21 protein-coding genes are annotated in these 24,141 nt (G+C 70.5%); 13 read left to right on the plus strand and 8 right to left on the minus strand.

Annotated elements, in window-relative coordinates; translation table 11 throughout:
• Positions 1 to 59 precede the first annotated feature (59 nt).
• The 3 genes from cimA to WMF39_RS20780 all read left to right on the plus strand — a co-directional run bounded on the left by cimA (position 60) and on the right by WMF39_RS20780 (position 4,210).
• Entirely contained in the window at positions 60 to 1,706 is a 1,647-nt protein-coding gene (gene cimA, locus WMF39_RS20770; RefSeq protein WP_437747215.1) for a citramalate synthase, read from the plus strand.
• Entirely contained in the window at positions 1,703 to 2,767 is a 1,065-nt protein-coding gene (gene leuB / locus WMF39_RS20775; protein WP_437747216.1) for a 3-isopropylmalate dehydrogenase, read from the plus strand. Before cimA ends, leuB begins: the two co-directional genes overlap by 4 nt.
• A gap of 921 nt (positions 2,768 to 3,688) precedes the next feature.
• The gene (locus tag WMF39_RS20780; RefSeq protein WP_437747217.1) at positions 3,689 to 4,210 is read left to right on the plus strand and encodes a hypothetical protein; all 522 of its coding nucleotides are present in this window, start codon (positions 3,689 to 3,691) and stop codon (positions 4,208 to 4,210) included.
• A gap of 376 nt (positions 4,211 to 4,586) precedes the next feature.
• On the opposite strand, the gene WMF39_RS20785 is transcribed toward WMF39_RS20780, so the two are convergent.
• A complete protein-coding gene (locus tag WMF39_RS20785; protein WP_437747218.1) occupies positions 4,587 to 6,185 on the minus strand; it encodes a serine/threonine-protein kinase in 1,599 nt (532 codons plus the stop codon).
• Between the two features lie 490 nt (positions 6,186 to 6,675).
• Between WMF39_RS20785 and dusB the strand changes: the two genes are divergently transcribed.
• Positions 6,676 to 7,662, plus strand: coding sequence for a tRNA dihydrouridine synthase DusB (gene dusB, locus WMF39_RS20790; RefSeq protein WP_437747219.1), 987 nt, complete (start codon positions 6,676 to 6,678; stop codon positions 7,660 to 7,662).
• 27 nt (positions 7,663 to 7,689) lie between these two features.
• Here dusB and WMF39_RS20795 read toward each other — a convergent pair whose 3' ends face one another.
• The 6 genes from WMF39_RS20795 to WMF39_RS20820 form a co-directional block, all read right to left on the minus strand.
• The gene (locus tag WMF39_RS20795; protein WP_437747220.1) at positions 7,690 to 9,195 is read right to left on the minus strand and encodes an HAD-IG family 5'-nucleotidase; all 1,506 of its coding nucleotides are present in this window, start codon (positions 9,193 to 9,195) and stop codon (positions 7,690 to 7,692) included.
• 140 nt (positions 9,196 to 9,335) lie between these two features.
• Complete coding sequence (locus WMF39_RS20800) at positions 9,336 to 9,899, minus strand: STAS domain-containing protein (RefSeq protein ID WP_437747221.1); 564 nt, start codon at positions 9,897 to 9,899, stop codon at positions 9,336 to 9,338.
• 7 nt (positions 9,900 to 9,906) lie between these two features.
• The gene (locus WMF39_RS20805) at positions 9,907 to 10,473 is read right to left on the minus strand and encodes a SpoIIE family protein phosphatase (protein WP_272099468.1); all 567 of its coding nucleotides are present in this window, start codon (positions 10,471 to 10,473) and stop codon (positions 9,907 to 9,909) included.
• Positions 10,470 to 11,045 carry an ATP-binding protein gene (locus tag WMF39_RS20810; RefSeq protein WP_437554160.1) on the minus strand — a complete coding sequence of 192 codons (576 nt, stop codon included), beginning with the start codon at positions 11,043 to 11,045 and terminating at the stop codon, positions 10,470 to 10,472. Before WMF39_RS20810 ends, WMF39_RS20805 begins: the two co-directional genes overlap by 4 nt.
• Positions 11,046 to 11,350: 305 nt before the next feature.
• Positions 11,351 to 11,605: a hypothetical protein gene (locus WMF39_RS20815; RefSeq protein ID WP_437747222.1), complete on the minus strand. Its 255-nt coding sequence runs from the start codon at positions 11,603 to 11,605 to the stop codon at positions 11,351 to 11,353.
• Positions 11,606 to 12,282: 677 nt separating this feature from the next.
• The gene (locus WMF39_RS20820; protein ID WP_437747223.1) at positions 12,283 to 12,555 is read right to left on the minus strand and encodes a hypothetical protein; all 273 of its coding nucleotides are present in this window, start codon (positions 12,553 to 12,555) and stop codon (positions 12,283 to 12,285) included.
• Positions 12,556 to 12,678: 123 nt separating this feature from the next.
• Here WMF39_RS20820 and WMF39_RS20825 point away from each other — a divergent pair, with 123 nt between their 5' ends.
• The 5 genes from WMF39_RS20825 (at position 12,679) to WMF39_RS20845 (ending at position 16,790) form a co-directional block, all read left to right on the plus strand.
• On the plus strand, positions 12,679 to 13,425 hold the full coding sequence (locus WMF39_RS20825; protein WP_437747224.1) for a nucleotidyltransferase family protein: 747 nt from the start codon (positions 12,679 to 12,681) through the stop codon (positions 13,423 to 13,425).
• Positions 13,422 to 14,417, plus strand: a complete 996-nt coding sequence (locus WMF39_RS20830) for a GHMP family kinase ATP-binding protein (RefSeq protein WP_437747225.1) — start codon at positions 13,422 to 13,424, stop codon at positions 14,415 to 14,417. Before WMF39_RS20825 ends, WMF39_RS20830 begins: the two co-directional genes overlap by 4 nt.
• Positions 14,418 to 14,480: 63 nt before the next feature.
• On the plus strand, positions 14,481 to 15,101 hold the full coding sequence (locus WMF39_RS20835; RefSeq protein WP_437747226.1) for a D-sedoheptulose-7-phosphate isomerase: 621 nt from the start codon (positions 14,481 to 14,483) through the stop codon (positions 15,099 to 15,101).
• 7 nt (positions 15,102 to 15,108) lie between these two features.
• Positions 15,109 to 15,720: a D-glycero-alpha-D-manno-heptose-1,7-bisphosphate 7-phosphatase gene (locus WMF39_RS20840; protein WP_437747227.1), complete on the plus strand. Its 612-nt coding sequence runs from the start codon at positions 15,109 to 15,111 to the stop codon at positions 15,718 to 15,720.
• Between the two features lie 68 nt (positions 15,721 to 15,788).
• Positions 15,789 to 16,790, plus strand: a complete 1,002-nt coding sequence (locus tag WMF39_RS20845) for an AAA family ATPase (protein WP_437747228.1) — start codon at positions 15,789 to 15,791, stop codon at positions 16,788 to 16,790.
• On the opposite strand, the gene dnaE is transcribed toward WMF39_RS20845, so the two are convergent.
• Positions 16,783 to 20,421, minus strand: coding sequence for a DNA polymerase III subunit alpha (gene dnaE, locus WMF39_RS20850; RefSeq protein ID WP_437747229.1), 3,639 nt, complete (start codon positions 20,419 to 20,421; stop codon positions 16,783 to 16,785). The two genes, WMF39_RS20845 and dnaE, sit on opposite strands and share 8 nt — an antisense overlap.
• Positions 20,422 to 20,668: 247 nt before the next feature.
• Between dnaE and WMF39_RS20855 the strand changes: the two genes are divergently transcribed.
• From WMF39_RS20855 to WMF39_RS20870, 4 genes are all read left to right on the plus strand, one after another.
• The gene (locus tag WMF39_RS20855; protein WP_437747230.1) at positions 20,669 to 21,739 is read left to right on the plus strand and encodes a hypothetical protein; all 1,071 of its coding nucleotides are present in this window, start codon (positions 20,669 to 20,671) and stop codon (positions 21,737 to 21,739) included.
• Positions 21,740 to 22,241: 502 nt separating this feature from the next.
• Positions 22,242 to 22,829, plus strand: a complete 588-nt coding sequence (locus WMF39_RS20860; protein WP_437747231.1) for an OmpA family protein — start codon at positions 22,242 to 22,244, stop codon at positions 22,827 to 22,829.
• 218 nt (positions 22,830 to 23,047) lie between these two features.
• Entirely contained in the window at positions 23,048 to 23,491 is a 444-nt protein-coding gene (locus tag WMF39_RS20865; protein WP_437747232.1) for a c-type cytochrome, read from the plus strand.
• A gap of 6 nt (positions 23,492 to 23,497) precedes the next feature.
• Positions 23,498 to 23,941: a hypothetical protein gene (locus WMF39_RS20870; protein ID WP_437747233.1), complete on the plus strand. Its 444-nt coding sequence runs from the start codon at positions 23,498 to 23,500 to the stop codon at positions 23,939 to 23,941.
• Positions 23,942 to 24,141 lie beyond the last annotated feature (200 nt).

Consider the following 24,141-nt stretch of genomic DNA (forward strand, 5'->3'; position numbering starts at 1 on the left):
CCCCCAGGGGGGCGACGAGCTCGGCGACCCGATCTCGCTGCACAAGGAAGTCGAACCTTATGAATCCGCCTCATAACGGCGCGGAGCAGGGCGCCCGCCCCTCGGACCGCGTCGACGTCTACGACACAACGCTACGCGACGGCACCCAGCGCGAGGGCATCTCGCTCGCGTGCGAGGACAAGCTGAGCATCGCGCGCCACCTCGACGCGTTCGGCCTGACCTTCATCGAGGGCGGGTGGCCTGGCTCGAACCCGAAGGATGCGCAGTTCTTCGAGCGGGCGAAGGACATCGAGTGGAAGCACGCGAAGATCGCCGCGTTCGGCTCGACGCGCCGGGCCTCGCTGGCCCCCGAGGACGACCCCGGGCTGCGCGCGCTCCTCGCAGCGGGGACGAGCGTCTGCACGATCTTCGGCAAGAGCTCGGTCCAGCACGTGACGGCGGTGCTGCGCACGACGCTCGACGAGAACCTCCGGATGATCGAGGAGACGATCGCCTTCCTGCGCGCGCACGGCCGCCGCGTGATCTACGACGCCGAGCACTTCTTCGACGGGTTCGCGCTCGACCGGTCGTACGCGACCGAGACGCTGCGCGCCGCCGTGCGCGGCGGTGCGGAGGTGGTCACGCTCTGCGACACGAACGGCGGGTCGATGCCCTGGCAGATCGAGGCGGTGGTGGCCGAGATGAAGGCGGCGCTGGGCCACCCGCTCGGCATCCACGCCCACAACGACGGTGAATGCGCGGTCGCCAACTCGATCGCCGCCGTGCGCGGAGGCGCCCGGCACGTCCAGGGCACCATCAACGGCTACGGCGAGCGCTGCGGGAACGCGAACCTCTGCGCGATCATCCCGAACCTGGAGCTGAAGCTCGGCCTCCGGGCGCTCCCGGACGGGGCGCTCCGCGGGCTCACCGAGCTCTCGCACTACGTCGCCGACGTGGCGAACCTCTCCCCCGACGATCACATGGCCTACGTCGGGCGGAGCGCCTTCGCGCACAAGGGCGGCGTGCACGTCGCGGCGATGCGGCGCGAGCCTGCGTCCTACCAGCACATCGATCCCGCGCTCGTCGGCAACGCGATGCGGACCGTGGTCAGCGAGCTGTCGGGCCGAGGCAACCTCCTCAGCAAGGCCGAGGAGTTCGGGCTGGAGGTGCCGACGGGCGCCGAGGTCGAGGTGCTGGAGCAGATCAAGGAGCGCGAGGCGCGAGGCTCGTCGTTCGAGGCGGCCGAGGCGTCCGTCGCGCTGCTGCTCCGCCGGAGCTCGCCGGGCTACAAGCCGCCGTTCCGGCTGCTCGACTTCAAGGTCATCGCGGGCCAGCGCGAAGGAGTCGGCACCTTCGCCGAGGCGATGATCAAGATCGCGGTCGACGACGAGGTGGTGATCACGGCGGCAGAGGGGTCCGGCCCCGTCAACGCGCTCGACGGCGCGCTCCGCAAGGCGCTCGCGCCCGTGTTCCCGGCCGTGCGTGACATCCAGCTCGTCGACTACAAGGTGCGTATCCTCGACGGGCGCGACGGCACCTCGGCGACGACGCGCGTGCTCATCAACAGCCGCGACGCGCATCGCCAGTGGAGCACCGTCGGCGCGTCGACGAACATCATCGATGCGTCCTGGCATGCGCTCGCGGACGGGATCGAGTATGGGCTCACGCTCGCAGCGAGAGAGCCACAGCAGTACACATCCACGTTGCCTGCCAGCGAGGTCGCATGAAGGCCAATATCGTTCTTTTGCCCGGCGACGGCATCGGCGTCGAAGTGGTCGCCGAAACCCGCGCCACCCTCGACGCTGTCGCCGCCCAGTTCGGCCACAGCTTCAGCTACTCGGAGCACCTCATCGGCGGGTGCGCCATCGACGCGACCGGCACGGCGCTGACGCAGGAGACGCTCGACGCGTGCCGCGCGGCGGATGCCGTCCTGCTCGGCGCCGTCGGCGGCCCCAAGTGGGACAACCCGAGCGCGAGCGTCCGCCCCGAGCAGGGGCTGCTCGCGCTGCGCCAGGGGCTCGGCCTGTACGCCAACCTGCGGCCGATCCGCCTGTTCCCGGAGCTCATCCAGGCCTCTCCCCTCAAGGCGGAGCGGCTCGCGGACGTCGACATCCTGGTCGTCCGTGAGCTGACGGGCGGGCTCTACTTCGGCAAGCCCCGCCTCCGCGAGGAGGTCAACGGGCGCCGGCGCGCGGTCGACACGCTCGAGTACACGGACGAGGAGATCCAGCGCGTCGTCGAGCTCGCGTTCCGCCTCGCGGCCTCGCGCAGGCGCCTCGTCACGTCCGTCGACAAGGCGAACGTCCTCGAGTCGTCGCGGCTCTGGCGCACGGTGGCGACCGAGGTCGCCGCCCGCCACCCGGAGATCCGCATCGAGCACCAGCTCGTCGACTCGTGCGCGATGCGGCTCATCACCTCGGCCGCGGCGTTCGACGTCATCGTCACCGAGAACATGTTCGGCGACATCCTGACCGACGAGGCCGCCGTGCTCGCCGGCTCGCTGGGGCTCTGCCCGAGCGCGTCGCTGGGCGATGGGACGCGCGGGGTCTACGAGCCGATCCATGGCTCGGCGCCCGACATCGCCGGCAAGGGGCTCGCCAACCCGATCGGGACGATCCTGAGCGCCGCGATGCTGCTCCGGCACTCGCTGCGGCTCGACAAGGAGGCGGCCGTGCTCGAGCGCGCGGTGGCGCAGGCCATCGCCAGCGGCGCACGGACGGCGGACCTCGGCGGCAAGCTGTCGACCCAGGGGATGGGCGAGGCGGTCCGCGCGAAGCTCGCGGGCTGAACGCTCCCTCCAGGCGGCCTCGGGCGAGCCCCTCACCGGGGCTCGCCGCGCGCAATCTACGGCGCGATCGCTCTCTTCTCGCCCCCTTCCCTGCACGGCCATCGACGTGTGGACACAAGGCCCCTTCGCAGGCCGCTCCTACGCGTTGCTCCCAGGCTGTCCAGTCCACCGCTTTCTTCGCTCGAATCCATCGCTCTTCGCCCCCGACCATCGACCAGGACGGGACGGTATGTGTCGTGGACGGGTCCGATGGTGGCCCTGACGATCTCCTGTGTGAACCGCGGGAGCATGTGCTCCGGAGACGCAGTCGCGCGGATCTCCCCCATCGGCCTTCACGCTGGAGATCCTGGCGGACGACACGATCGCGCGAGCCTTCATGAAGCATCCTTCGCCGCGCGGCGGTCGCTCGCGGTCGACGCCCGGGTGCTCCGCGCCATCCGATCCATCTCCGTTGATCGAGCTGTTCGCGTTCTAGGCACCACTGCCGAAGCCTCATAAGGACAGGCCTTCCCGCGCCCGGTCCTCGTAGCATCGCAGTCCGGCGCGCCTGCGCTCCTCTGCGCTGGCCAGCCAGAGCGATGACGCGGCGTCCGGCGCCCGGGATCTGCGAGGAGCGCGCGCAGCCGCCGGAGCACGTGGGAGGCCGGCGAGCGCCGCGCAGCCGCGGCTCGCGCCCTCCCAGGCAGCCGCGGCTCGCTCTCCCCGGAAGGAGCGCGTGACGCCTCCCTCGCGGCGCGCACGGCCTCGCAGAAAGCGTCCATGGTGTCTCAGGTGTCCTTTATGCGGTAATCGACATCACCTCCCGAACACCACACATGATCGTGCGGCGGGGGATCTCAGGTCCCCGCGTGTCAAAGCTCGTCGCCATGACGGGCGATGACTCCATTCGACATGGATTGATGTGCACAGGAGAACGGGAACATGAGCCAATTGACGAAGTTCGCATCGCTCATCGCCCTCTCGACGGCCCTCTCCGCGGCCGGTTGCATGGCCGAGGCGACGACGTCGGACGCGCCCACCGACGACGTGATGAGCGAGACCGACGAGGCGAAGCAGGCGTTCCAGGCCGAAGAGATGGATTCCGCTGATCAGGAGTCGAGCGCGAATCCGGCGATGGACGAGAGAGCGACGGATCCCGGCGCAGCAAGCGCCAGCGCGCCGGCCCCCGGCGCGCCCGATGTCGGCGCCGCGGACCCCGGCTCGACGAACCCGACTGGCGAGGAGGGCGTCGGCGAGAAGCCCGATGCGGCCCGCTGGTGGGGCGGCGGCTGGGGCTTCCGGCCCTGGGGCTGGGGCGGCGGCTGGGGCTTCCGGCCCTGGGGCTGGGGCGGCGGCTGGGGCTTCCGGCCCTGGGGCTGGGGCGGCGGCTGGGGCTTCCGGCCCTGGGGCGGCTGGGGCGGCGGCTGCGGCTGGGGCGGCTGGGGCGGCGGCTGCGGCTGGTAGGACGCCGCGCTGACACGGTTCGCTTGAGAAGGCCCTGCTGACGCCCGCTCCGCGCCCCCGATGCGGCGCCGCCGCGGCTCGGTCCTCGCCACGGCAAGGCGCCGGTAAGGGGTCATGAGCGGACGATGAAGCGACGGGCCCTCTGACGGGTCGAGGCTCCCTCACGCGGCCGCGGAGGGGGCCTCGACCGCCACCGCGGTGCACCCGGATCGCCCGCACGGGTTTGCGAGCGGTCCGGGGTACCCGGGATCGAGCGTCGGCCTCGGCGAGGCTCGGGACGCGGCTTACGGGGAAGCGGGTCCTCGTGTAGCACCACCACGTGACCCCCATGCAGGTGAGATAAAAGTCACGCGCGCGGCGCGACGGTGCGCTGGCTCTATCGAGCGGAGGCGGTCCGCGTCGAGCCCCCGCGCGCCGCGGTGGGCCGCTCGAGCGGCGCTTCCGGGCGGCCGAGCTTCTCCGCGCGCTCGGTCACCCAGAAGCGCTCCGCGTCTGCCGCGGTCCAGGCAGACTCATCGAGCAGCGGGAGGAGCGCATCGAACAGCGCCCGCGCGCTCTGGAAACGGTGGCGCGGGTCCTTGGCGAGGCACCGCAGGACGAGGCGGTCGACCGCGCGAGGGACGGTGGGGCCGCGCCGCACCGACGGCGCGAGGGGCGCCTTCGTCATGTGCGCGACGAAGAGCTGCCCCGACGACGAGCCCTCGAACGGCAGCTCCCCGGTGAGCAGGAAGTAGAGCGTGCCGCCGAGCGAGTAGATGTCGCTGCGCGCATCCGCCCGATCGCCACGACACACCTCCGGCGCCATGTAGGCGGGCGTCCCGCAGAGCATTCCGCTGTTCGTGAGCTCGGCGTCCCGGCCGCCCTCGACCATCCGCGCGACCCCGAAGTCGAGCAGCTTGAGGAAGTCGTGATCGTCGCCAACGCGGGTGACGAAGAGGTTCTGCGGCTTGATGTCCCGGTGGATGATCCCGGCCTCGTGCGCCTCGATGAGCGAGCGGCAGGCCTGCAGGGCGAAGCGCAGGGCGCGCGCCACGGGCATGGGGCCGTAGCTGCGCACGATCGCGGCGAGATCGGCCCCGCGCAGGTGCTCCATGGCGATGTAGTAGATGCCGTCGTCGCTCGCTCCGAAGTCGAAGATCCGGATGGTGTGCGGATCGCTGAGCTTGCTCGCCGCGTGCGCCTCCTGCTCGAAGCGCTTCGGCACCGCCGGGTCCGGCGCGTCCCGCGTCCTCAGGAGCTTGAGGGCGACATCGCGGTGGAGCGTCTCGTCCCACGCGAGCCAGACCTCGCTCATCCCCCCTTTGCCGATCGGCGCCTCGAGCCGGTACCTGCCCAGCTTGCGCGCCTGATACACCTGCTGCTGCGCGGCCCACACGACGTGGCTCGACAGCGCCCCGATCACCCCCGAGGCAGGGACGAAGATGTAATGGCTCGCGGCCGTGAGCAGCGTCGTCGGATCGAGCCACGCCGCCTGGATGGACGGGGAGAAGATCGCGGCGATGCCCATCGTCGCCGGGAAGGCGAGGAACATCGGCGCGGAGGCGAGGAGCGCCTTGCTGAACGGCGCGGGCACGAGCGCCGTGCGGAGCAGCACGACGATGGAGAGCCCGTGCATGTACGCGCTCGTCAGACCGCCGAAATCGAGCGCCATCAACGAGATGAAGATCGCGGCGGTGAGGAACGCGGCCTCGTACCCGAGGAGCACGACGCGCCCCGAGAGCGTCGGGCGCCCCGAGAGCCGGTACACGGCGAGGGAGAGCGCCTGCTCGAGGACGCGCAGGACGATGCAGCGCCACACCGGCGCCGCGGGGTACAGCACGGTCGCCATGAACACGTCGACAAGCGTGAACGCCGGCCATATCCAGAGCGCGACCCGGAAAGCGCGGCGGACCGCGCGACGAACGCTCTCCGCATCGTGGGCGCCCGGCGCGCTGCGCCGCGTGCCGAGCGGGCGAGTCTCGCGCTCTCTGAGCATGCGCGCCGCGGCCGATCGCTCAGCGCGGAGAGCCTCTCGGAGCAGCGCACGCTTCATGGCAATCTCGAGGGTCGCCAGAGCCACGCCGAACGTCAAGCGAGCGTTGTTCTCTTCTCGTGCGGCAGGTTTCCTCGGCCACGATGCCGGGCTGCGCTGCCCGCCGTCTCCCACCCCGGATGTCGTACCAACATGACCGTTCGCCGCCCCACATGCCGTGTTCGTCCGCCGTGCACACACATGCCCGTGAGGTCATGAATCCTGTCAGCGCCTCGGGGGAGCGGCGCGGCGGGACGCCGAGGCGCGGCGAGGTGACCGGGGCGCCTGGGGGCTGGGCTCTCGTCGCCTTGGCCGCCGGCCCGCGGCGCGGGTCAGGCGCCAGGCGCCGCTCGCGCCTCGGCGCCGCGGGCTCGAGCTCAGCGGGCCGTCACGCCCCGGGCCGCGGCGGTCGCCCTGGTCAACCGGCCGGATCCATGCTTGAAAGCTCGCCACTGTGCCGCTCTCGCCCGAAAGCTTTCGCCGGCTGTTCGCAAGCCGCCCCGTCGTCCTCGCGCCCATGGAGGACGTGACGGACGCCGTGTTCCGCCGCGTCGGCCGGGAGCTCGGCGCCGAGCTGTGCGTGACGGAGTTCGTCAACGTCGAGGGGCTGCTGCGCGGGTGCAAGACCGCGCGGCGCAAGCTCGCCCTGGCCGACGGCGATCAGCCGACGGCGATCCAGATCTACGGCGCCAACCCGGAGCGCCTCGCCGAGGCCGCGCGCGTTGCCGAGCAGGCCGGACCGGCGTTCCTGGATATCAACTGCGGCTGCTGGGTGCCGAAGATCGCCGGACGAGGCGCGGGCGCGGGCTGGCTCCGCGATCCGGAGGCGATGGTGGCGATGGCCCGCCTCGTGACGCGCTCGGTCGCGCTCCCGGTCACCGTGAAGACGCGCATCGGCTGGGGACCGGAGTCCCATATGCCGATCGTCGACCTCGCGCGCCGCCTCGAGGACACCGGCGTCGCCGCGCTCACGATCCACTGCCGCACGGCCCAGATGGGGCACAGCGGCGCGGCCGACTGGAGCTGGGCCGCCCGGGCGCGCGAGGTCGTGTCCATCCCTGTCGTGGTGAACGGCGACATCAAGACCGCCGACGACGCGGACCGCGCCCTCCGCGAGACGGGCTGCGCCGGCGTGATGGTCGGCCGCGCCGCCATCGACCACCCCTGGATCTTCCGCGAGGCCCGGGCCCTCCTCGACGATGGCGTGCACCTCCCGCCGCCGACGGCCGAGGAGCGGCTCGCCCTGTGCCGCGCGCACCTCATCGCGAACACCGAGGCGCGCGGCGAGCCGCACGGCGTGCGCGTGACCCGGCGCCACCTGACCGGCTATCTCCGCGGCCTCCCCGGCGCGTCGGCCCTCCGGCGCGAGCTGCTCTTCTGCGACAGCCTGTCGGGGTGCCTCGACATCCTCGACAGCGCCGCGCAGCGGCTCGCGGCCTGAGGCGCGGCAGGCCGGCGGCCGCGCCGCCTACATGCCCACGGGCGTCGCGTCGTCGACCGGGGCGGGCTCGCCGTTCTGCGGCTCGGCGCCCGGCGGCGCGCCCATGGGATCGTGCGGCAGGCTCCCGCGGTGCGAGCGGAGCAGCACGTGAGGCGTCGCCAGGAGAAAATTGGAGACGCGGGACGTGTAGATGTCCGCCGAGCGCTCGATCTGCCGGGCCAGGTGGCTCTTGTCGTTGCCCGTGCGGAGGAGCAGCCCCCACCTCGGGTTCAACGTCTCGGCCGAGGCCTTCGCGAGCGGCGCGATCCGCGCGTCGAGCGCCGCGAGGCTCGCCTTGAGCTCGTTCATCTTCGCCTGGATCTCGCCCTCCGTCGCCCCGGCGACCGGCCCGTAGCCGGCGCGCATCCGCTGGAGCTCCAGGCGCAGCCTGGCATAGACGCGCTCCGCGTCCTCCTTCTCCCGCATCCAGAGATCGAGGCGCGCCTCGGCCCCGCGCGCCTCCTCGATCGCGAGGATCTCGTCCTCGAGCTCCCGGATGATGAGCGCCGTCCGCCAACGCAAGGCGCTCTTCGACACATGCACATCCCCATAGATGTGATCGCCGATGTAGAGGATCTCGTCGCCGGACAGCCCCAGGTGGTGCTCGACGAGCCCCGCGTTGCCGCCCAGGTAGTGCCCGCCCACGCGCAACCGGCCGGCCGGGCGCAGGAGGCCGTCCTCCGTGACCACCTCGAAGAGCGGACTGCGGCTCGAGAAGAACTCCGGCTTCCGCGCGGAGACGATGACCACGTCGAACAGGTCGCGCCACGTCATGCCGCCCGGCAGGAAGCGGTCGAACGCGTAGCTCATCATCGCGCGCGTGTAGACCCACTCCGAGTTCGTGATCAGGACGAGCTTCTTGCCCGCCTCCCGCTGGTCGAGCAGCGTGAGCGGGATCTCCGGATCGAGCAGCACGAACCGGTCCGGATCCCCGATGATCTCGGCCTTCAGCTGCCCCTCCATGTGCGTCGCGTCGAGGCGATCCTTCACGCGGCGATAGAGGTCGCTGTAGCCGAGCACCTCGGGAAGCCGGCGCTGATCGAGCAGATCGACCAGCTTCGCGTACATGCACCCCTCCGACAGAGAGAAGAGCGTGTTCAGGAAGACGTAGCGCCCGTCGGCGAGGTCGACGATCGTCCGCGCGTAGGTCGCGCGCTGGGTCTCGAAGTCGATCGGCTTCGTGCCGTGGAAGGCCCGCTTCACGTAGCCGAACCGATTCACCTTGAGCAGATTGCCGAGCTCGGTGTCCAGGATGAGCCCTCGGATCACGAGGTCCGGCTCGAACGTCAGGTCCCCGACCGGCCAACCCTCGCTCTCCAGAAGATGCCGGAGGTGCTCATAGGCCCGACGCTCCCACGCCTCCACCCGGTAGTGGATCAGCGTGTAATCCATGTCGTATCCGATCGCCTTGATCGAACGGAGATTCAGCGTCCGGTTGCAGAAGATCCCCCGCTGCTTGGGCGGCGGGGCGGCGAGGCAATCCAGCTTGTCCATGGTGATCGCCCGGAGAGCGGTCGTGAGGCATACCAGGGACCCACGGCGTTGCCCACCCGGACAATCACCGTCACCCCGCCGTCAGGAGGGCGCGTTCGGCGTGTCGATGTCGTCACCGTCGTGGACGCGCACGCGCGGCCTCAGCGACGCCTGAGCCGGCTCTTCGCGCTCTGCCGCCGATCGATGCTCGTCGCGGGCCGAGCGGACCGCCCGTTCGTCGGCGCTCGCCGGGGGTCGCCGCGGTCGTCCGCCTCCCACCCGTCGTCTTCCTCGTCTTCCTCGTCCTCGTCGTCGAACAGGTCGTCGTCGTCCTCGTCGTCGTCCTCGTCGCGCGCCTCGGCCCGGCGCACCTCGAGCCCGAGCATCGTGAGCGCCTGCTCGAGCGTCAGCGCCGTCTTCACGGCCTCGAGCTCGACCCCCATGGCCTGAAGCGTCATCGCTATCTCGGGGCTCAGCCCGGACAGGATCGTCGGTGTGCCCATGAGCCGCGCGGCGGACGCCAGGTTCGAGAGCACCGCGCACAGGTGGCTATCCATGATCCAGACGGCCGTGAGATCGATGACCAGCCCCTTCGCGCCGCTCTCGTGGATGGCCCGCAGCACCTCGGTGTTCAGCTGCTCCGCGAGGTCATCGGTCACGTCCCCCTGGATGGGCACCAGGATCCGGTCCCACAGGTTGATGATGGGAAGGCGCTTGAGCTCCATGGTCATCCTAAGGTTCGATGTCGGCGATCAAGACCGTTGAGTCATCGTGCGAGCGCCGGTGTCGGCTCATGAGGGCGCGGCAGGCATCCGCGGCCTTCATTCCACGAAACAGCGATAGATCGAAGCGAGGGGAGACCCCGTCGGTGAACACGACGAGCCGGTCGCCCCGCGCGAGCTGCGCATCGAAGATCCGGACCTTGCTGAGCGATGCGCCGAGGATGCCCGGGCTCTGGAGCCACTGCACGCGCGTGCCGTGCGACATCAGCTCGACGTTGCCGATGCCGCAGCCCTGGAGCCGCCCCTCCCGGAAGCGACAGATCATGCCGGCGGCGCCGCGGGTGCCGCGGAGCCGCACGTGGAGGCGATCGATGAGGGCGCGGACGTCCTCGCCGCTCGGCGCGTCGGCGAGCGCCTTGAGCGCGACGTTCGCCGCGGCCGCCGCGTGCTCGCCGTGGCCGAGGGCGTCGATGACCGCGAAGAGGACGCCGTCTTCCCCGGCCCGCACGAACGCGGCGTCGCCGCTCACGAGCTCTCCGTCCTTGGGGAGGATCGCGTACTCCACGGAGAGCTTCACAGGTGGACCTCGATCTCCACCCGCGTGCCCTTCGGCCCCGAGTCGATATGAAAGCGATCGGCCAGCCGCTTGACCCCGATGATGCCGCGCCCCATACCGGTCTTGCTCTTGTAGCGCCCGGCGAGGATCTCCTGCAGGTTCTGGATGCCTGCGCCCTCATCCACGGCGACGATGAGGAAGCGGACCGGGCTGTCGCGCTGCACCGCGAGCTCGATCGTCCCGCCAGGGGTATAATGGACGATATTTCGCGCGAGCTCGCTGACGATGGTCGCGACCTTGTGCGACGTGAAGCTCTTTGCGCCGGCCGCATCGCAAACGGCCTTCGCGCTCAGGCGCGCCTCGCTGATGTCGGCCTCCACGTTGATGACCATGACCTTCGAGCGTCGCGAAGGTCGTTCGCCGCCAATCGCCGAAATTTCCGACCTGAGCCGACCGAGCCGCGTCGGATCCACATAGAGGCGGGCTCGGCGCTCGATGCTCGGAAGGATGTCGGGGAGGTCGTCGAGCGAGAACGCCTCGGGCTGGATCTCCGCCTCCCGCATGGCCCGGAGCAAGACTCCCTCTGCGTTCATCGCCGAGAGATAGCCGAGCAGGACGTTGAGAATCTGTTCGTGCGCGGGAGTCATCCGGAAAGCGCCTGGACCGGCAGGGTACCGGGGCCCCGGGTCCGCGTCGAGTACGCGGCGACGGCATCGCCGGGTTCGCCAGCTGTGAGGCGGAAACCGCCGAGCTCCGACCGGACAGCGCCAGCAGGGCTCGCTCGGTCAATCGTCCGCATCGCGCAGGGCGTCGCCCGGCCCGTGCCCGCGCCGACCGGACGGCCCACGGCCGGCTCCAAGCAACGCCCGTGCCTGGCTGGCCGGCCCACCGAGGTCGCTCAGGCCGGGTAGTACGACGCCTGGCCTTGACGCAGCTCCTCGGTGATCTTGTTCTCCGCAAGGAGCTTCTTGAGCGGCTCCTGGAGCTCCGCCGCAGGGGTCCCCATCGCCAACGCAAGGTCGTCGATCCCTTGCCCAGGCTCGATCTCCACATGGGCGAGCAGCGCCTCGGCGATCTCGTCCCCGGAGCTCCCGGACGACAGGCTCGCGGGGTTCACCGGGCTCGCCGGAGCGGCCTGTTCGGCGATTTTCACGGGGGCCGCTACGGCGGGCGCCGGGGTGCGCGCGGCGCGCGACTTCGGCGCAGCGACGGCCGGACGCGCGCCACCTCCGCTCGTCCGCGGCGCGGCCGCCTTCTTGCGCGGCGCAGCGCGCGTCGGCGTCTTGGGCGACGGGGCGCTGCGGGGAGGCGCGGCCGGGCGGCTCGGCGCCGGAGCGCGCTCGCCCTTCCGGATCGGCTTGGCGGGAGTCGCGGCCGGCCCGGTCGATATCCCAGCGGCGCTGATGTCGACTTGCAGGTACCGCGCGGCGGTCCGGAGAACGTCCTTACGGACCAGCGCTCTCATGCCCTCCAAGAACTCGGCCACGGAAGCGCGAATCTCATTCTCGATCTCGACATCGGATATCACGCAGCCGCCGTCTCATGAATCCCTCGGAATGTCAACGTCTTCCACGCACAGTGGCCCGCACAGGCCGGAGAAACCAGGTGTTCCTGCGCCGGTCGGGGCTCGCGACCGGGCGCCGGATCCCTGGCTGGGGCCGCGCGCGTTCGGTGTGAATTTGCCGTTTTATCAAATGAAATGCTGGCAAGATCTGAAACGCATCGAGAGATCATGTCGGGACCCTCCGTCCGCACGCATGGGCCTCGCGCTCGGGCAGAGATCGACTCGCCGCTCACGGCCGCGCCAGGGTGGCGGCCCTGTGGGTGTGCTCAAGCAGCCTTGACGGCGCGGAGCGACGCGCGGCGCAACGGGCGGAGCTGCGACGCCGCAAAGGCCGCGCCGAGGGCGAGCCCGCGGAGCGTCAGCCGCATGCGGAGGACGTCGAGATACCCCTCGCGGTGCAGGGCGGTGATCGCCCGGCGAACGTCGGTCCGACGCACCTGAAGGGCCGTGGTCAATGTGTCGAGGGTCACCGTCTTGCCCTCGCTCTGGAGGGCAACCAGCGTCCGGAGAAGATGCGGCGCGAGGTCCTTGTTGGTCATGGCGCGTACCGTAACCGCCTGCTGAACGGCCGTACAGTTTGTCGCGGCGTTTTTCTCCGAGTCGCCTGCGGGGAGCGCTGGAGACGCCCCGAAGGCGACCGTCGTCTATGGTAGGTCCTCCCCGTGCGCTCCGACGCCTCACCTCCTCAAGCCGTGATCCTCGCCGGCGGACTCGGCACCCGGATGCGCCCCCGGACGGAGCGCACCCCGAAATTCCTGCTGCCCGTGGCCGGACGGCCGTTCGGGGCGTGGCTCCTCGAGCGGCTCGCCGCAGCGGGCTTTGGTGAGGTGGTCCTCTGCGTGGGCCACCTCGGCGACGCCGTTCGACGGGCGATGGGCGACCGGTTCGCGGGCCTGCCGCTCCATTATGCCGACGACGGCCCCGATCTCCTGGGCACGGCCGGCGCGCTGCGCCGCGCGCTGCCCCAGCTGGCTCCTGTGTTTCTCATGACCTACGGCGACTCCTACCTCCCGTTCGACTACCTGGCCCCGCTCCGGGACCTCTGCACACACCCCGGCGCGCTCGGAACGATGGCCGTGTACCGGAACGAGGGTCGGTTCGATGCGTCGAACGCCGCGGTCTCGGGCGACCTGGTGGTGCGTTACGAGAAGCGGCGCGCGGGCGCGCCGCCCGACCCTGCGCTCGACCACATCGATTACGGCGCCACCGCGCTCCGCCGCGAGGTCGTCGAGGCGCTGCCAGCCGACGCGCCGCTCGGCTTCGAGGTGGTGCAGCGCGACCTCGCGGCGCGCGGCCTCCTCCGGGCCTTCGCGGTCGCGGCGCGCTTCCACGAGATCGGCTCGGAGCAGGGCCTCCGCGATCTCGAGGCCGCCCTCACGACCGCGGCCGCGGCGGAGGAGCGGGGATGATCGTCTCTCGCGCCCCGGTCCGCTTCTCCCTCGGCGGCGGCGGGACCGATCTGCCCGCGTACTCCGGCCGCTTCGGCGGCTACCTCGTGTCGGCCGCCATCGACAAGTACATCTACGTGACGGCCAACAAGCGCTTCCACCGGGACATCCGCCTCGCGTACTCCAAGACCGAGATCGTCCCCTCGGTGGACGCGATCGAGCACCCGATCTTCCGGGAAGCGCTCCGGATGATGGGAATCGAGCACTCGATCGAGCTCACGAGCGTCGCGGATCTCCCCGCGAACTCGGGCCTCGGCTCGTCGAGCTCGTTCACGGTCGCCCTCCTCAACGCCCTGCACACGTACAAGCGCGACTTCGTATCGTCCGAGCAGCTCGCTCGCGAGGCCTGCTCCATCGAGATCGAGCGCCTCGGAGAGCCGATCGGCAAGCAGGACCAGTACATCGCCGCTTACGGCAACGTCACGGCGTTCACGTTCTCTCCGGACGGCTCGGTGCACGTCGAGCCCGTCCCGGTCCGCGACGAGGTGCTGGACGAGCTCGAGAGCAACCTGCTCATCGTGTGGAGCGGCGTCGAAAGAGCGGCCAGGATCGTGCTCTCGGAGCAGGGCCGGCGGCTGCAAGACCTGGAGCCCGCGGTGGTCGAGCGGATGCACCGCATCAGGGAGATCGGCCGCGACGTGCACCGCATCCTCGTCACGGGCAGGCTCGACGATTATGGCGAGCTCCTCCACGCCCATTGGACCCAGAAGCGTAAGCTCGCGTCCAAGATGACCGACGAGGTCCTCGACGAGATCTACGAGATCGCTCGAGGCGCGGGGGCGCTCGGCGGCAAGCTGATGGGGGCCGGCGGCGGAGGCTTCTTCATGTTCTACGTCCGGCCGGCGGAGCGGCGCCGGGTGCTGGAGGCGCTCGCCGCGAAGGGCCTGCGCGTCCTGCGCTTCCGCTTCGATCTCGACGGCGCACGCATCGTCGCGAACCTGCACCGATCGTGAGCGGGCGCGCCGGCGCACCCCTCGTGCTGGGCATTTCAACGGGACTCTGGCTATAGATCGGCCATGCCTCAGAGCACGCACGACTTCGTCGAAAAGTACCTCCGCGAGACGTCCGAGATCGCCCTCGCGACGAGCCCCGACGACATGGCTCGCGTCATCGAGATCCTCTTCGATGCGTACCGGAGCGATCGCACCATCTACACGTGCGGCAACGGCGGCTCGGCGGCCAACGCGAGCCACCTCGCCTGCGACATCGCCAAGTTCACGTGGGTCGATGGCAAGCGGCGCTTCAAGTGCACCTCGCTCTGCGACAACGCAGCGCTCCTCAGCGCCCTCACCAACGACGTCGGCTTCAACCGGATCTTCCTCGAGCAGCTCGACGGCCGCATGATCGCGGGCGACGTGCTCGTGTGCCTGAGCGTGCACGGCGGCTCGGGCGCCGATCGCGCCGGCCCATGGTCGCAGAACCTCGTCGCCGCCGCGGATTTCGCGAAGAAGACGGGGGCCAAGGTGGTCGCGCTCGTCGGCTACGACGGCGGCGCCCTGCGCCAGATGGCCGACGCCAGCGTGATCGTGCCGAGGACGCGGGCGGGCTACACGTCGACGCCGCACGTGGAGGGCTTCCACGAGGTCTACCACCACCTCATCTGCGAGCGGCTCCTCCAGCTCGTGGCCGAGAGCTGAGCCCTGCGTGGCGAAGCGCGGGATCCTGCTCGACCGCGACGGCACGCTCATCGACGTGGTGCGCGATCACGAGCTCGGCGTCGTCGTGACCGCGTTTCATCCGGATCAGATCCGCCTCCTCCCCGGCGCGATCGAGGGCCTGCGGCGCCTCGCGGACGCCGGGTTCCTGCTGGCGATCGCGACCAACCAGCCGGGCGCGGCGAAGGGCCAGGTCCCGTGGGAGGCGATCGAGCGCACGAACCGCGCGCTCGTCGATCGGCTCCGCGAGGCCGGCGTCGCGATCGCGGCGCTCGCGGTGTGCCCGCACCACCCCGAGGGCGGGCCGGGCGGCGATCCGGCGCTCATCGGCCCGTGCGACTGCAGGAAGCCGCAGCCGGGCATGCTCACGGCGCTCGCGCGCGACCTCGATCTCGACGTCGCGGCGAGCTGGATGATCGGCGACGCGCCGAGCGACGTGGCGGCCGCGCGCGCGGCGGGCATGCGGGCGGGCCTCGTCATGGATGGACGCCGCTGCGAGCTGTGCCCGCTCCGCGGCGAGGCGGATCTCCCCTGTCCCGATCGCGCGGCGCCGCGCCTCGATCTCCTCGCCGCCGAGATCCTCGCCGAGCCGCGCGGCTAGCGGACTCTGGCGCGCCAGGCCGTGCCGCGCCGCCCGATGGCCCGCGCGCGGCGTGCTACCGTCCCGCCGTGACGCCTCCTCCGGATCACGACGGCGGCGCGCTCGACGATCGGGGCGCCCGCGACGACACCCCGGCCACCGCGGCCGAGCTCGACGCTCGCCTCTCGGCGGCCCGCTACATCTCCGATCCGGCGACCTCACTCGCGCTCTGGCTCGCCCTCCGGATGGGGCGGCCGCTGCTGATCGAGGGGCCGGCCGGCGTCGGCAAGACCGATCTCGCCCGCGCCGCCGCCGAGGGGCTCGGCCGAGGGCTCATCCGGCTCCAGTGCTACGAGGGCCTCGACGAGGCGAAGGCGCTGTACGAGTGGGACTACGCGAAGCAGATGCTCTACACGCAGCTGCTCCGCGACGCCGTCGCGAAGGAGATCGCCGGCGCGGCGAGCCTCGCCGCAGCCGCGCGCGCGATCGCGGGGAGCGAGGCGTCGTTCTTCAGCGAGCACTTCCTGATCGCGCGCCCGCTCCTCGCGGCGCTGCGGAGCGCCGCGCCGGTCGTCCTGCTCATCGACGAGGTCGATCGCGCGGACCCTGAGTTCGAGGCGTTCCTGCTCGAGGTGCTCTCCGACATGCAGGTCACGATCCCCGAGCTCGGCACCATCCGCGCCGCGCACCCGCCGCTCGTCCTGCTGACGACGAACGCGACGCGCGAGATGACCGAGGCGCTGCGCCGCCGGTGCCTGCACGCGTTCCTGGACTACCCGCCTCCGTCGCGCGAGGTCGCCATCCTGAAGGTCGCCCTCCCGGGGATCGAGCCCCGCCTCGCGGCGCAGATCGTGGCGTTCGTCAGCGCCCTGCGGGCCATGGATCTGCGGAAATCGCCCGCGATCAGCGAGACGATCGACTGGGCCCGCGCGCTGCTCCTGCTCGGCAAGCGCGCGGTGACACCGGAGCTCGCGCGCGACACGCTCGGCGTCCTGCTCAAGCACCAGAGCGACCGCGGCGACGCGGAGGCGAAGCTCGGCGCCCTCGTGCGTGCCGCCGAGCACGCGGGCGCGGACGAGCCGGCTACCTGAGCTCGGCCACCTTCTCGCCGAACAGCTTCTCGAGCCGCCCGAGCATGGCGTCGTTCGGCTCGACGCGCAGATCACGCCCCAGCGACAGCACCGCCTCTGCCCCGTCGTCGAGCTGGATCACGAGCTGCACCGGGCACACCCCGGGGCTCGCCCGCAGGAGCGCCCCGAGCCGATCGATGTGCTCGCGCCTGGCGCTGCGCGACTTCAGCGTGATCGCCACGCTCCGGGTCTGCGCGAGGATGGCGTCGGCGAGCGGCTGCACCTCGTCGAGCAGCAGGGTCGGCTCGCGCGGCGCGGCCTCGGCCTCCTCGGCCCCCTCCTCCACCATCGGGAAGCTGATCTTCCCCGAGATCAGGACCGGCTCCCCCCGGTTCAAGAGATCCGCATAGCTCTCGATCTGCTTCTCGCGCACCTTGACCTCGACCCGGCCCGTCGTGTCCTCGAGCACGAAGAACGCGATCTTGCCGCCGCCCCCCTTGAAGATGCGCTCTCGGTAGCCCTCGACCATCCCGCCGACGCGCACCCTGGCCCAGGCATCCATGCCGGCCAGCGCGCTCACCGCGGTCACGTCGAAGCGGTTGAGATCCACGCCGTACCGATCGAGCGGGTGACCCGAGACGTAGAACCCGAGCGACTGCTTCTCCCGCGAGAGCGTCTCGCGCAGATCCCAGTCCTCGACCATCGGGTAATCGTCCAGCCTCACCTCGCTCTTGGACGCCACCGCCGCGAACAGGCCGATCTGCGCGCTGTTCCGCTCCTTGCTCGCGGAGCGCGAGCGCTCGAGCGCCCTGTCGATGCCGGCGAACGCCCGCGCCCGCGAGATGCCCCGCGCGTGGAGGCTCGCGTCGAACGCGCCGCACTGCACGAGCGCCTCGAACACGCCCTTGTTGACCCGCCGCGGATCGACCCGCTCGGCGAAGTCGAACAGATCCGCGAACGCGCCGCCCGCGTCCCGCGCCTCGAGGATCGCCTCGAGCGCCGACTCGCCGATGCCGCGGATCGCGCCCATTCCGAAGCGGATCTTCGGATCGTACGGGTCCCTTAGCCGCGAGCCTCCGCGCCGGGTGCCGGCCACGCGTTTGCCGTTCGTCGCCGGCTTTGCGCTGTAGACGACGGTGAAGTCGGTCTTGGACTCGTTGATCTCGGGCGGGAGGATCTCGACCCCCCACGCGCGCCCCTCCGCGATGATCCGCACGACCTTCTCGATCTTGTCGCGGTCGGCCGTCATCAGCGCGCAGAGGAACTCGACCGGGTAGTGCGCCTTGAGGTAGGCCGTCTGGTAGGTCAGCAGCGCGTATGCCGCCGAGTGGCTCTTGTTGAAGCCATAGCCCGCGAAGTACTCGAGGAGCCCGAAGATGCGCTCGGCGTCCTCGGCCTTCACCCCGTTGTTGAGCGAGCCGTCGACGAACGTCGCCTTCTGCTTCGCCATCTCCTCGGGCTTCTTCTTGCCCATGGCGCGCCGGAGCAGATCGGCGCCGCCGAGCGTGTAGCCCGCGAGCTTCTGCGCGATCTGCATGACCTGCTCCTGGTAGACGATGACGCCGTACGTCGGCTGGAGGAGTTCGTCGACGAGCGGGTGCATCTTCTCGATCGGCTTGCGGCCGTGCTTGCAGTCGACGAAGTCCTTCACCATGCCGGTGCCGAGCGGCCCGGGCCGGTAGAGCGCCACGGCGGCGACGATGTCCTCGAAGGCGTCCGGCTTGAGGTCCTTGAAGAGCTGCTGCATGCCGCTCGACTCGAGCTGGAACACCCCGGTGGTCTCGCCCGACTGGAGGAGCGCGTAGGTGGCGGTGTCGTCGAGCGGCACCGTGTTCACGTCGAAGCGCTTGCCCTCGTTGCCCGCTAGGTCGGGCCGCGCGTTCACGAGCCGCACCGCGATGTCGATGACGGTGAGCGTCTTCAGCCCGAGGAAGTCGAACTTCACGAGCCCGGCCAGCTCGGCGTCGTCCTTGTAGTACTGCGTGACGAGCTGCTCGCCGTTCTTGAAGCAGGGGACGTGATCCCAGAGCGGCCCCTCGCTGATCACGACGCCGGCGGCGTGCATGCCCGCGTGCCGCGTCAGCCCCTCGAGCTTCTGCGCCTGTTTCAGGAGCTCCGCGACCGTGGGGTCGCTCTCCTTGAGGGCCTTGAGCTTCGGCTCGATCTCGAGCGCCTCGGGGATCGTGTACATGATCCCCGGGCTCTTCTGCGGGATGAGGCTCGCGATCTTCTGCGCCTCGTTCGCGGGGAACGCCATCGCCCGCGCGACGTCCTTGATCACGCTCCGCGCCTTGAGCTCGTGGAACGTCGCGATCTGCCCGACGGAGGGTTTGTCGGCCTCCTTGCTGTACTTCTTGGTGACGTAGGAGATGACCTCGTCGCGCCGGTCCATGCAGAAGTCGACGTCGAAGTCGGGCATGCTCACGCGCTCCGGGTTCAGGAAGCGCTCGAACAGCAGGTTGTACGGCAGCGGATCGAGATCGGTGATCTCCATGGCATAGGCGACGAGCGAGCCCGCGCCCGATCCGCGGCCCGGCCCGACCGGGATGCCGTGGTCCTTGGCGTACTTGATGAAGTCCCAGACGATGAGGAAGTAGCCCGGGAAGTCCATCTGGACGATGACGTTGAGCTCGACGTCGAGCCGCGCGCGGTAGGTCGCCTCGTCCACTCTCCTGCCCGTCTGCGCGATCTGGGCGAGCCGCTTCGTGAGGCCGTCGTGCGCCACGTGCCGGAAGTACGACGCCGAGTCCGAGAACCCGCCCGGCAGCGGGAACGTCGGGAGCATCGGCTTGCCGAGCTTGAGCTTCAGCGTCGAGCACCGCTCGGCGATCTCGAGCGTCGACCGCACCGCCTGCGGGTGGTCGCGGAACAGGTGCATCATCTCGTCGGCGGGCTTGAGGAACATCTCGAAGCTGCCGTGGTGCGCGGCGCTCGCCTCCGCGAACGTGCGGTTGGCCGCGATGCACGACAGGTAGAGCTGCCCCTCGCCGTCCTCGCGCGCGCCGAAGTGCGCGTCGTTGGTCGCGACGAGCGGAAGCCCCAGGTCACCCGCCGCCCGCGCCAGGATGCCGTTGAGCACCGACTGCTCGACCAGCCCGTGGTCCTGCAGCTCGACGTAGAGGCTCCCCGGCTGGAAGCAGTCCCTGAGCCGGCTGAGCGCCTCGCGCCCCTCCCCCTCGCCCTGCTCGAGGATCCGCTGGGCGACCACGCCGCCCATGCAGCCGGTCAAGCCGATGAGCCCCGCGCTGTGCTGCGCCACCGTGTCGAGCCGCACGCTCGGCGCGAGCCCGCTCACGGGATCGACGTGCCCCTGGGAGACGATGCGGACGAGGTTCTTGTAGCCCTCCTCGGACGCGGCGAGCAGCACGAGGTGATCGACGGGCGTCTCGTCCACGCCCGAGCGCGACACCTGCCCCGCGGCCGCGCCCCAGCTGCGGGCGACGTTGACCTCGCAGCCGATGATCGCGCCGATGCCCTGGTCCTTGCAGGCCTTGTAGTGCTGAATCGCCCCGAACATGTTCCCGTGGTCGGTCAGGGCGACGGCGCGCATTCCCAGCGATTTGGCGCGCGCGGCCAGATCCTTGACGCGCAGCGAGCCGTCGAGGAGCGAGTACTGCGAATGCACGTGGAGGTGGATGAACTCAGCGGTCACAGCAGGCTTCCAGGGGGCTTCTCATCGTGGTGGTAGTCGGGAAAGACCGGTAATCCGGGAGAGGGTGCGGAGCGCGAGATCGGGAGGCGCTGGGACAATCCACCAACGCTCGCCGGCGGGCTCACATATAGCGCATTGCGCAGCGGGGATCGCCCTTGATGAGCCGCGCAGGCCGGCGCTAGCATGTGCGCCCGTCTGAGAGCACTTGCCTGATCCGGGGTGGGGTTTCCAGAAAGTGAGGTCGATGATGCGTCAATCCCGTATCGCCGTCGCGGTGTATTTGGCGACCGCGCTCGTGTCCGCTGCCGGTTGTGGCTCCGAGGCCACGGCGCCTGTCGTTCAAGACGTCGACCTCGGCCAGCCGCCCGCGCCGGGGCCGGAGCAGGCAGGGGATGGCGAGAGCGTCGCGTTCGCGATCGACCGGCTCTTCCTCGGCGATACGGATCGCGACGGGAAGAAGGCGGCCGGCAGCTGGAAGCAGTACGGATTCAACCTCGACGGCAAGGTGTCCAGCACCGTATCACAGGACCTGTGCAAGCCGGTGGATGACACCGCCCCTTCGGAGGTCTATCCGGACGGCGCCGATGGGATCGACAACGCCTTTGGCAGCAAGCTCGTCGGCCTCATCTCCAACCTCCTGACCGACCCGTCGACCCGGGTCAGCGACGCCATCGGCAAGGGCGATTTCACGGTGATCTTCAAGGTCGACGGGCTCGGCGAGCGGTCGTCCTACAACCCCCTCACCGCGAAGCTCTACGGCGGCGCCACGCTGGGCGAGGCGCCCACCTGGGATGGCGCCGACCGGTGGCCTGTCGTACCGGAGCTCCTCGACGACGCTCAGGACGTCGAGAGCTCCAAGGTGGTGTTCCCGGCCAGCTACGTCGTCGACGACACATGGGTTTCGGGCCCGGATTCACAGGTCACGTTCCAGCTGAACCTGACGGTCTCGGACACCATCATCGGTCTCACGATCCGCAACGTGAGGATCGCGATGGATCTCGCGCCCGATCACAACTCGGTGGTCAAAGGGACCATCGCGGGCGTGCTCGAGACGGCTGTCCTCGTCGAGGAGCTCCGCGGCGTCATCGGCGCCGTACAGCCGAATTTCTGCGAAAGCCCCGCGCTGGAGACGATCCTCGACCAGGTCCGCCGCGCCTCGGACATCATGAAGGATGGCAGCCAGGACCCGAGCAAGGAGTGCGACGCCATCTCCATCGGCATCGGGTTCACCGCGAAGGCGGTCCAGCTGGGCGAGATCGCGCCGCCTGCCGAGACGACCGGCGTGCCGTGCCAGCCGGCGCCCGCTGACGAAGGCTGATCGCCGCGCGACTCCCATCCACAGGCGGCCGCTGCGTCGCGCACGCCTCCTGGGCTCCGCGGGCACCTCCCGGGTGCCCGCGCCCGCCGGAATCCCCACAGCCTGCGACGTGCAGCCTGCTCCGCTGGCTCCGACCACCCGCGAAGATCGTGCTCGCGCTTGAGCCGTCGCGCCCCCCGCGAGCGTCTCAAGGAGCGACCCCACCCGTCCAGGGTACGCGCTGAGGCAAGGGAGGTCTTGCCAGCGCGCTCTCTCGGTCCGCCCGCTGGTGGGCGGGCCGCGAGGCGCCCTCTTCCTGGTTTCGTTCGTCCTGACTTTTCGCTAGAAGTCGGCATCGCTTCGAGCGTCCACCACGCAAGTACCCGATGGCGGTGAAGATTCATGGCGAGCTGCCGTCCAAGGGCGTCAGCCCGGCGGGTCGCCGATGCGAGCTCTGGCTCGTGCCCCTCAGAGGAGAACAAGGTCCATGCGTAGATACGTCGCTTCCGTTCTGTGCGCCGTGATGATGATTGGCGCTGCCGCCGCGACGGCGGGTTGCACGGCCAGCGCCTCGTTCAACGCCGGCAAGGAGCCGGTGGCCGAGCCCCCGCCCCCGCCCCCGCCGGAGCCGAAGCCCGAGCCGAAGGAGGAGAAGAAGCCCCGCCCGCGCTTCAAGCTGACGTTCAAGCTCAAGGGCAACGAGGTCTCTCTCCCCGGCCCGGTGGTCTTCGAGACGAACAGCGACAAGCTCCTGCCCGAGAGCGACGAGGTCCTCAACCTCGTCGACGACTTCCTGAAGCAGCGGGAGGATGTCAGCCTGCTCCGCGTCGAGGGCCATACCGACTCGGATGGCGAGGACGCCGCGAACCAGACGCTGTCCGAGAAGCGCGCGATGGCGGTCGCTCGCTGGCTCGTCGCGAAGGGGAACGACTGCAAGCGCTTCATCGCCGTCGGGTTCGGCGAGACCAAGCCGGTCGCCGACAACAACACGCCCGAGGGCAAGGCCCAGAACCGCCGCACCGGGTTCTTCATCGCGGCCATCAAGGGCAAGGCGGTCGACAAGCAGCCCGTGGACGGCGGCGGCAAGGTCGCCGGCGACGCCTGCAAATGACACCGCTGCGCCCGGGCGCGCTTCGTGCCGCGCGCCGCGCTCACCGCGGGCCCGAGCACGTCGGGGCACTCCCTTTCCGCTGACGGCGGAGCCCAGCGGCCGGCGCGCGCCGGCCACCGGCGCCGCTGCGTTCTCCACGCGCCGGCGGCCGACGCCGCCCTGAGATCCTTCTTTTCTTGCCTCCCCCACCAGCTTCACTATCCGTACGTCTCCACGACATGCGGAGACGTCACGACAGGTCCCTGGGTCGCTTCCTTTCCATCGCCCTCCTCGCGATCGGCCTCTTCGGCTGCAACTCCGGGGCGGGCGACGTCCGCCCGTGGACGCGGGACGACCACGATCCGCCGAACCCCGGCGAGGGGCAGGGCGGCAAGGTAGCCGCTCGGCCGGTCGCGTCCGATGAGACCGATCCAGGGCTGATCGAGCTCGCCTGGCAGCGAAACTGCTCCACCTGCCACGGCAGGGCCGGGCGAGGCGACGGCCCGCAAGGCCCGATGGTCCGCGCCCCGGACCTCACCGACGCGGCGTGGCAGGATCGGGTGACCGACGCCCAGATGGCCGACACGATCAGGAAGGGCAAGAACAAGATGCCCGCGTTCGACCTGCCGCAGCCGGTGATCGAGGGCCTCGTGAAGCGCGTCCGCACCAACCGAGCGCGCTGAAGCTCGATGAGCTCGACCCCGCAGCACGATCTCGATGAGGCGCCGGAGGAGAGGCCTGCGGAGCCGGAGGGCCGGCCGCCGTGGCTCCGGCGTCTCGCGCCGGCGATCCTCCTGCTGGGTGCGCTGGTTGCGGGGAGCATCCTCTTCAAGCGCCTGCCCGAGGAGCGGGAGGTCGAGCTGCGTCTCGACGACGCAGCGACGGTCGTGCAGCTCGACGTGACGTGGACGGATTCTTCGTCGGGCGACCGCGCGGAAGACACGGCGACGGTCATCGACAGCTCATGGCGCTTCGCCGAGGGCACGGCCCCACGGGCTGTCCTCACGAAGGTGTCGCTCCCGGACGGCCTCTACCAGGTGGAGATCACGGTCGGCAGGAAGGGCGGGCACGACGTGACGAGCCGGGCCATCACGCTCGCGGACGAGTCCCGGATCACGCTGTTCGTGCACTGAACGGCGCCCCGCGCCTCCCGCCGGCCTCGCGGAGCGCGCTTCGGCCGGCGCTCCTGGAGCGAGCCCAACAGCAGCCGGATGCGCCGGAGACCTGCCGCCGCTCATTGCGGCCGCCCGGCGCACGAGACCGTTGACGCCCGGAAACCGACAAGCAAGGCAGCGCCGTGAGTTGGACGCGTGTCTCTGAGGTACCACCTCGC

The sequence above is a fragment of the Sorangium sp. So ce1504 genome (assembly GCF_051521635.1).
In the GTDB taxonomy this organism is placed as follows: Bacteria; Myxococcota_A; Polyangia; order Polyangiales; family Polyangiaceae; genus Sorangium; species Sorangium cellulosum_B.

Excerpts from the sequence above, each read along its gene's own strand:
- WMF39_RS20780 (WP_437747217.1), top strand. The coding sequence starts at position 3,689 with ATGAGCCAATTGACGAAGTTCGCATCGCTCATCGCCCTCTCGACGGCC.
- WMF39_RS20820 (WP_437747223.1), bottom strand. The coding sequence starts at position 12,555 with ATGACCAACAAGGACCTCGCGCCGCATCTTCTCCGGACGCTGGTTGCC.
- WMF39_RS20855 (WP_437747230.1), top strand. The coding sequence starts at position 20,669 with ATGCGTCAATCCCGTATCGCCGTCGCGGTGTATTTGGCGACCGCGCTC.
- leuB (WP_437747216.1), top strand. The coding sequence starts at position 1,703 with ATGAAGGCCAATATCGTTCTTTTGCCCGGCGACGGCATCGGCGTCGAA.
- WMF39_RS20860 (WP_437747231.1), top strand. The coding sequence starts at position 22,242 with ATGATGATTGGCGCTGCCGCCGCGACGGCGGGTTGCACGGCCAGCGCC.
- WMF39_RS20830 (WP_437747225.1), top strand. The coding sequence starts at position 13,422 with ATGATCGTCTCTCGCGCCCCGGTCCGCTTCTCCCTCGGCGGCGGCGGG.
- WMF39_RS20810 (WP_437554160.1), bottom strand. The coding sequence starts at position 11,045 with ATGAACGCAGAGGGAGTCTTGCTCCGGGCCATGCGGGAGGCGGAGATC.
- WMF39_RS20835 (WP_437747226.1), top strand. The coding sequence starts at position 14,481 with ATGCCTCAGAGCACGCACGACTTCGTCGAAAAGTACCTCCGCGAGACG.
- WMF39_RS20865 (WP_437747232.1), top strand. The coding sequence starts at position 23,048 with ATGCGGAGACGTCACGACAGGTCCCTGGGTCGCTTCCTTTCCATCGCC.
- WMF39_RS20800 (WP_437747221.1), bottom strand. The coding sequence starts at position 9,899 with ATGGAGCTCAAGCGCCTTCCCATCATCAACCTGTGGGACCGGATCCTG.
- WMF39_RS20870 (WP_437747233.1), top strand. The coding sequence starts at position 23,498 with ATGAGCTCGACCCCGCAGCACGATCTCGATGAGGCGCCGGAGGAGAGG.
- WMF39_RS20795 (WP_437747220.1), bottom strand. The coding sequence starts at position 9,195 with ATGGACAAGCTGGATTGCCTCGCCGCCCCGCCGCCCAAGCAGCGGGGG.
- WMF39_RS20785 (WP_437747218.1), bottom strand. The coding sequence starts at position 6,185 with ATGCTCAGAGAGCGCGAGACTCGCCCGCTCGGCACGCGGCGCAGCGCG.
- cimA (WP_437747215.1), top strand. The coding sequence starts at position 60 with ATGAATCCGCCTCATAACGGCGCGGAGCAGGGCGCCCGCCCCTCGGAC.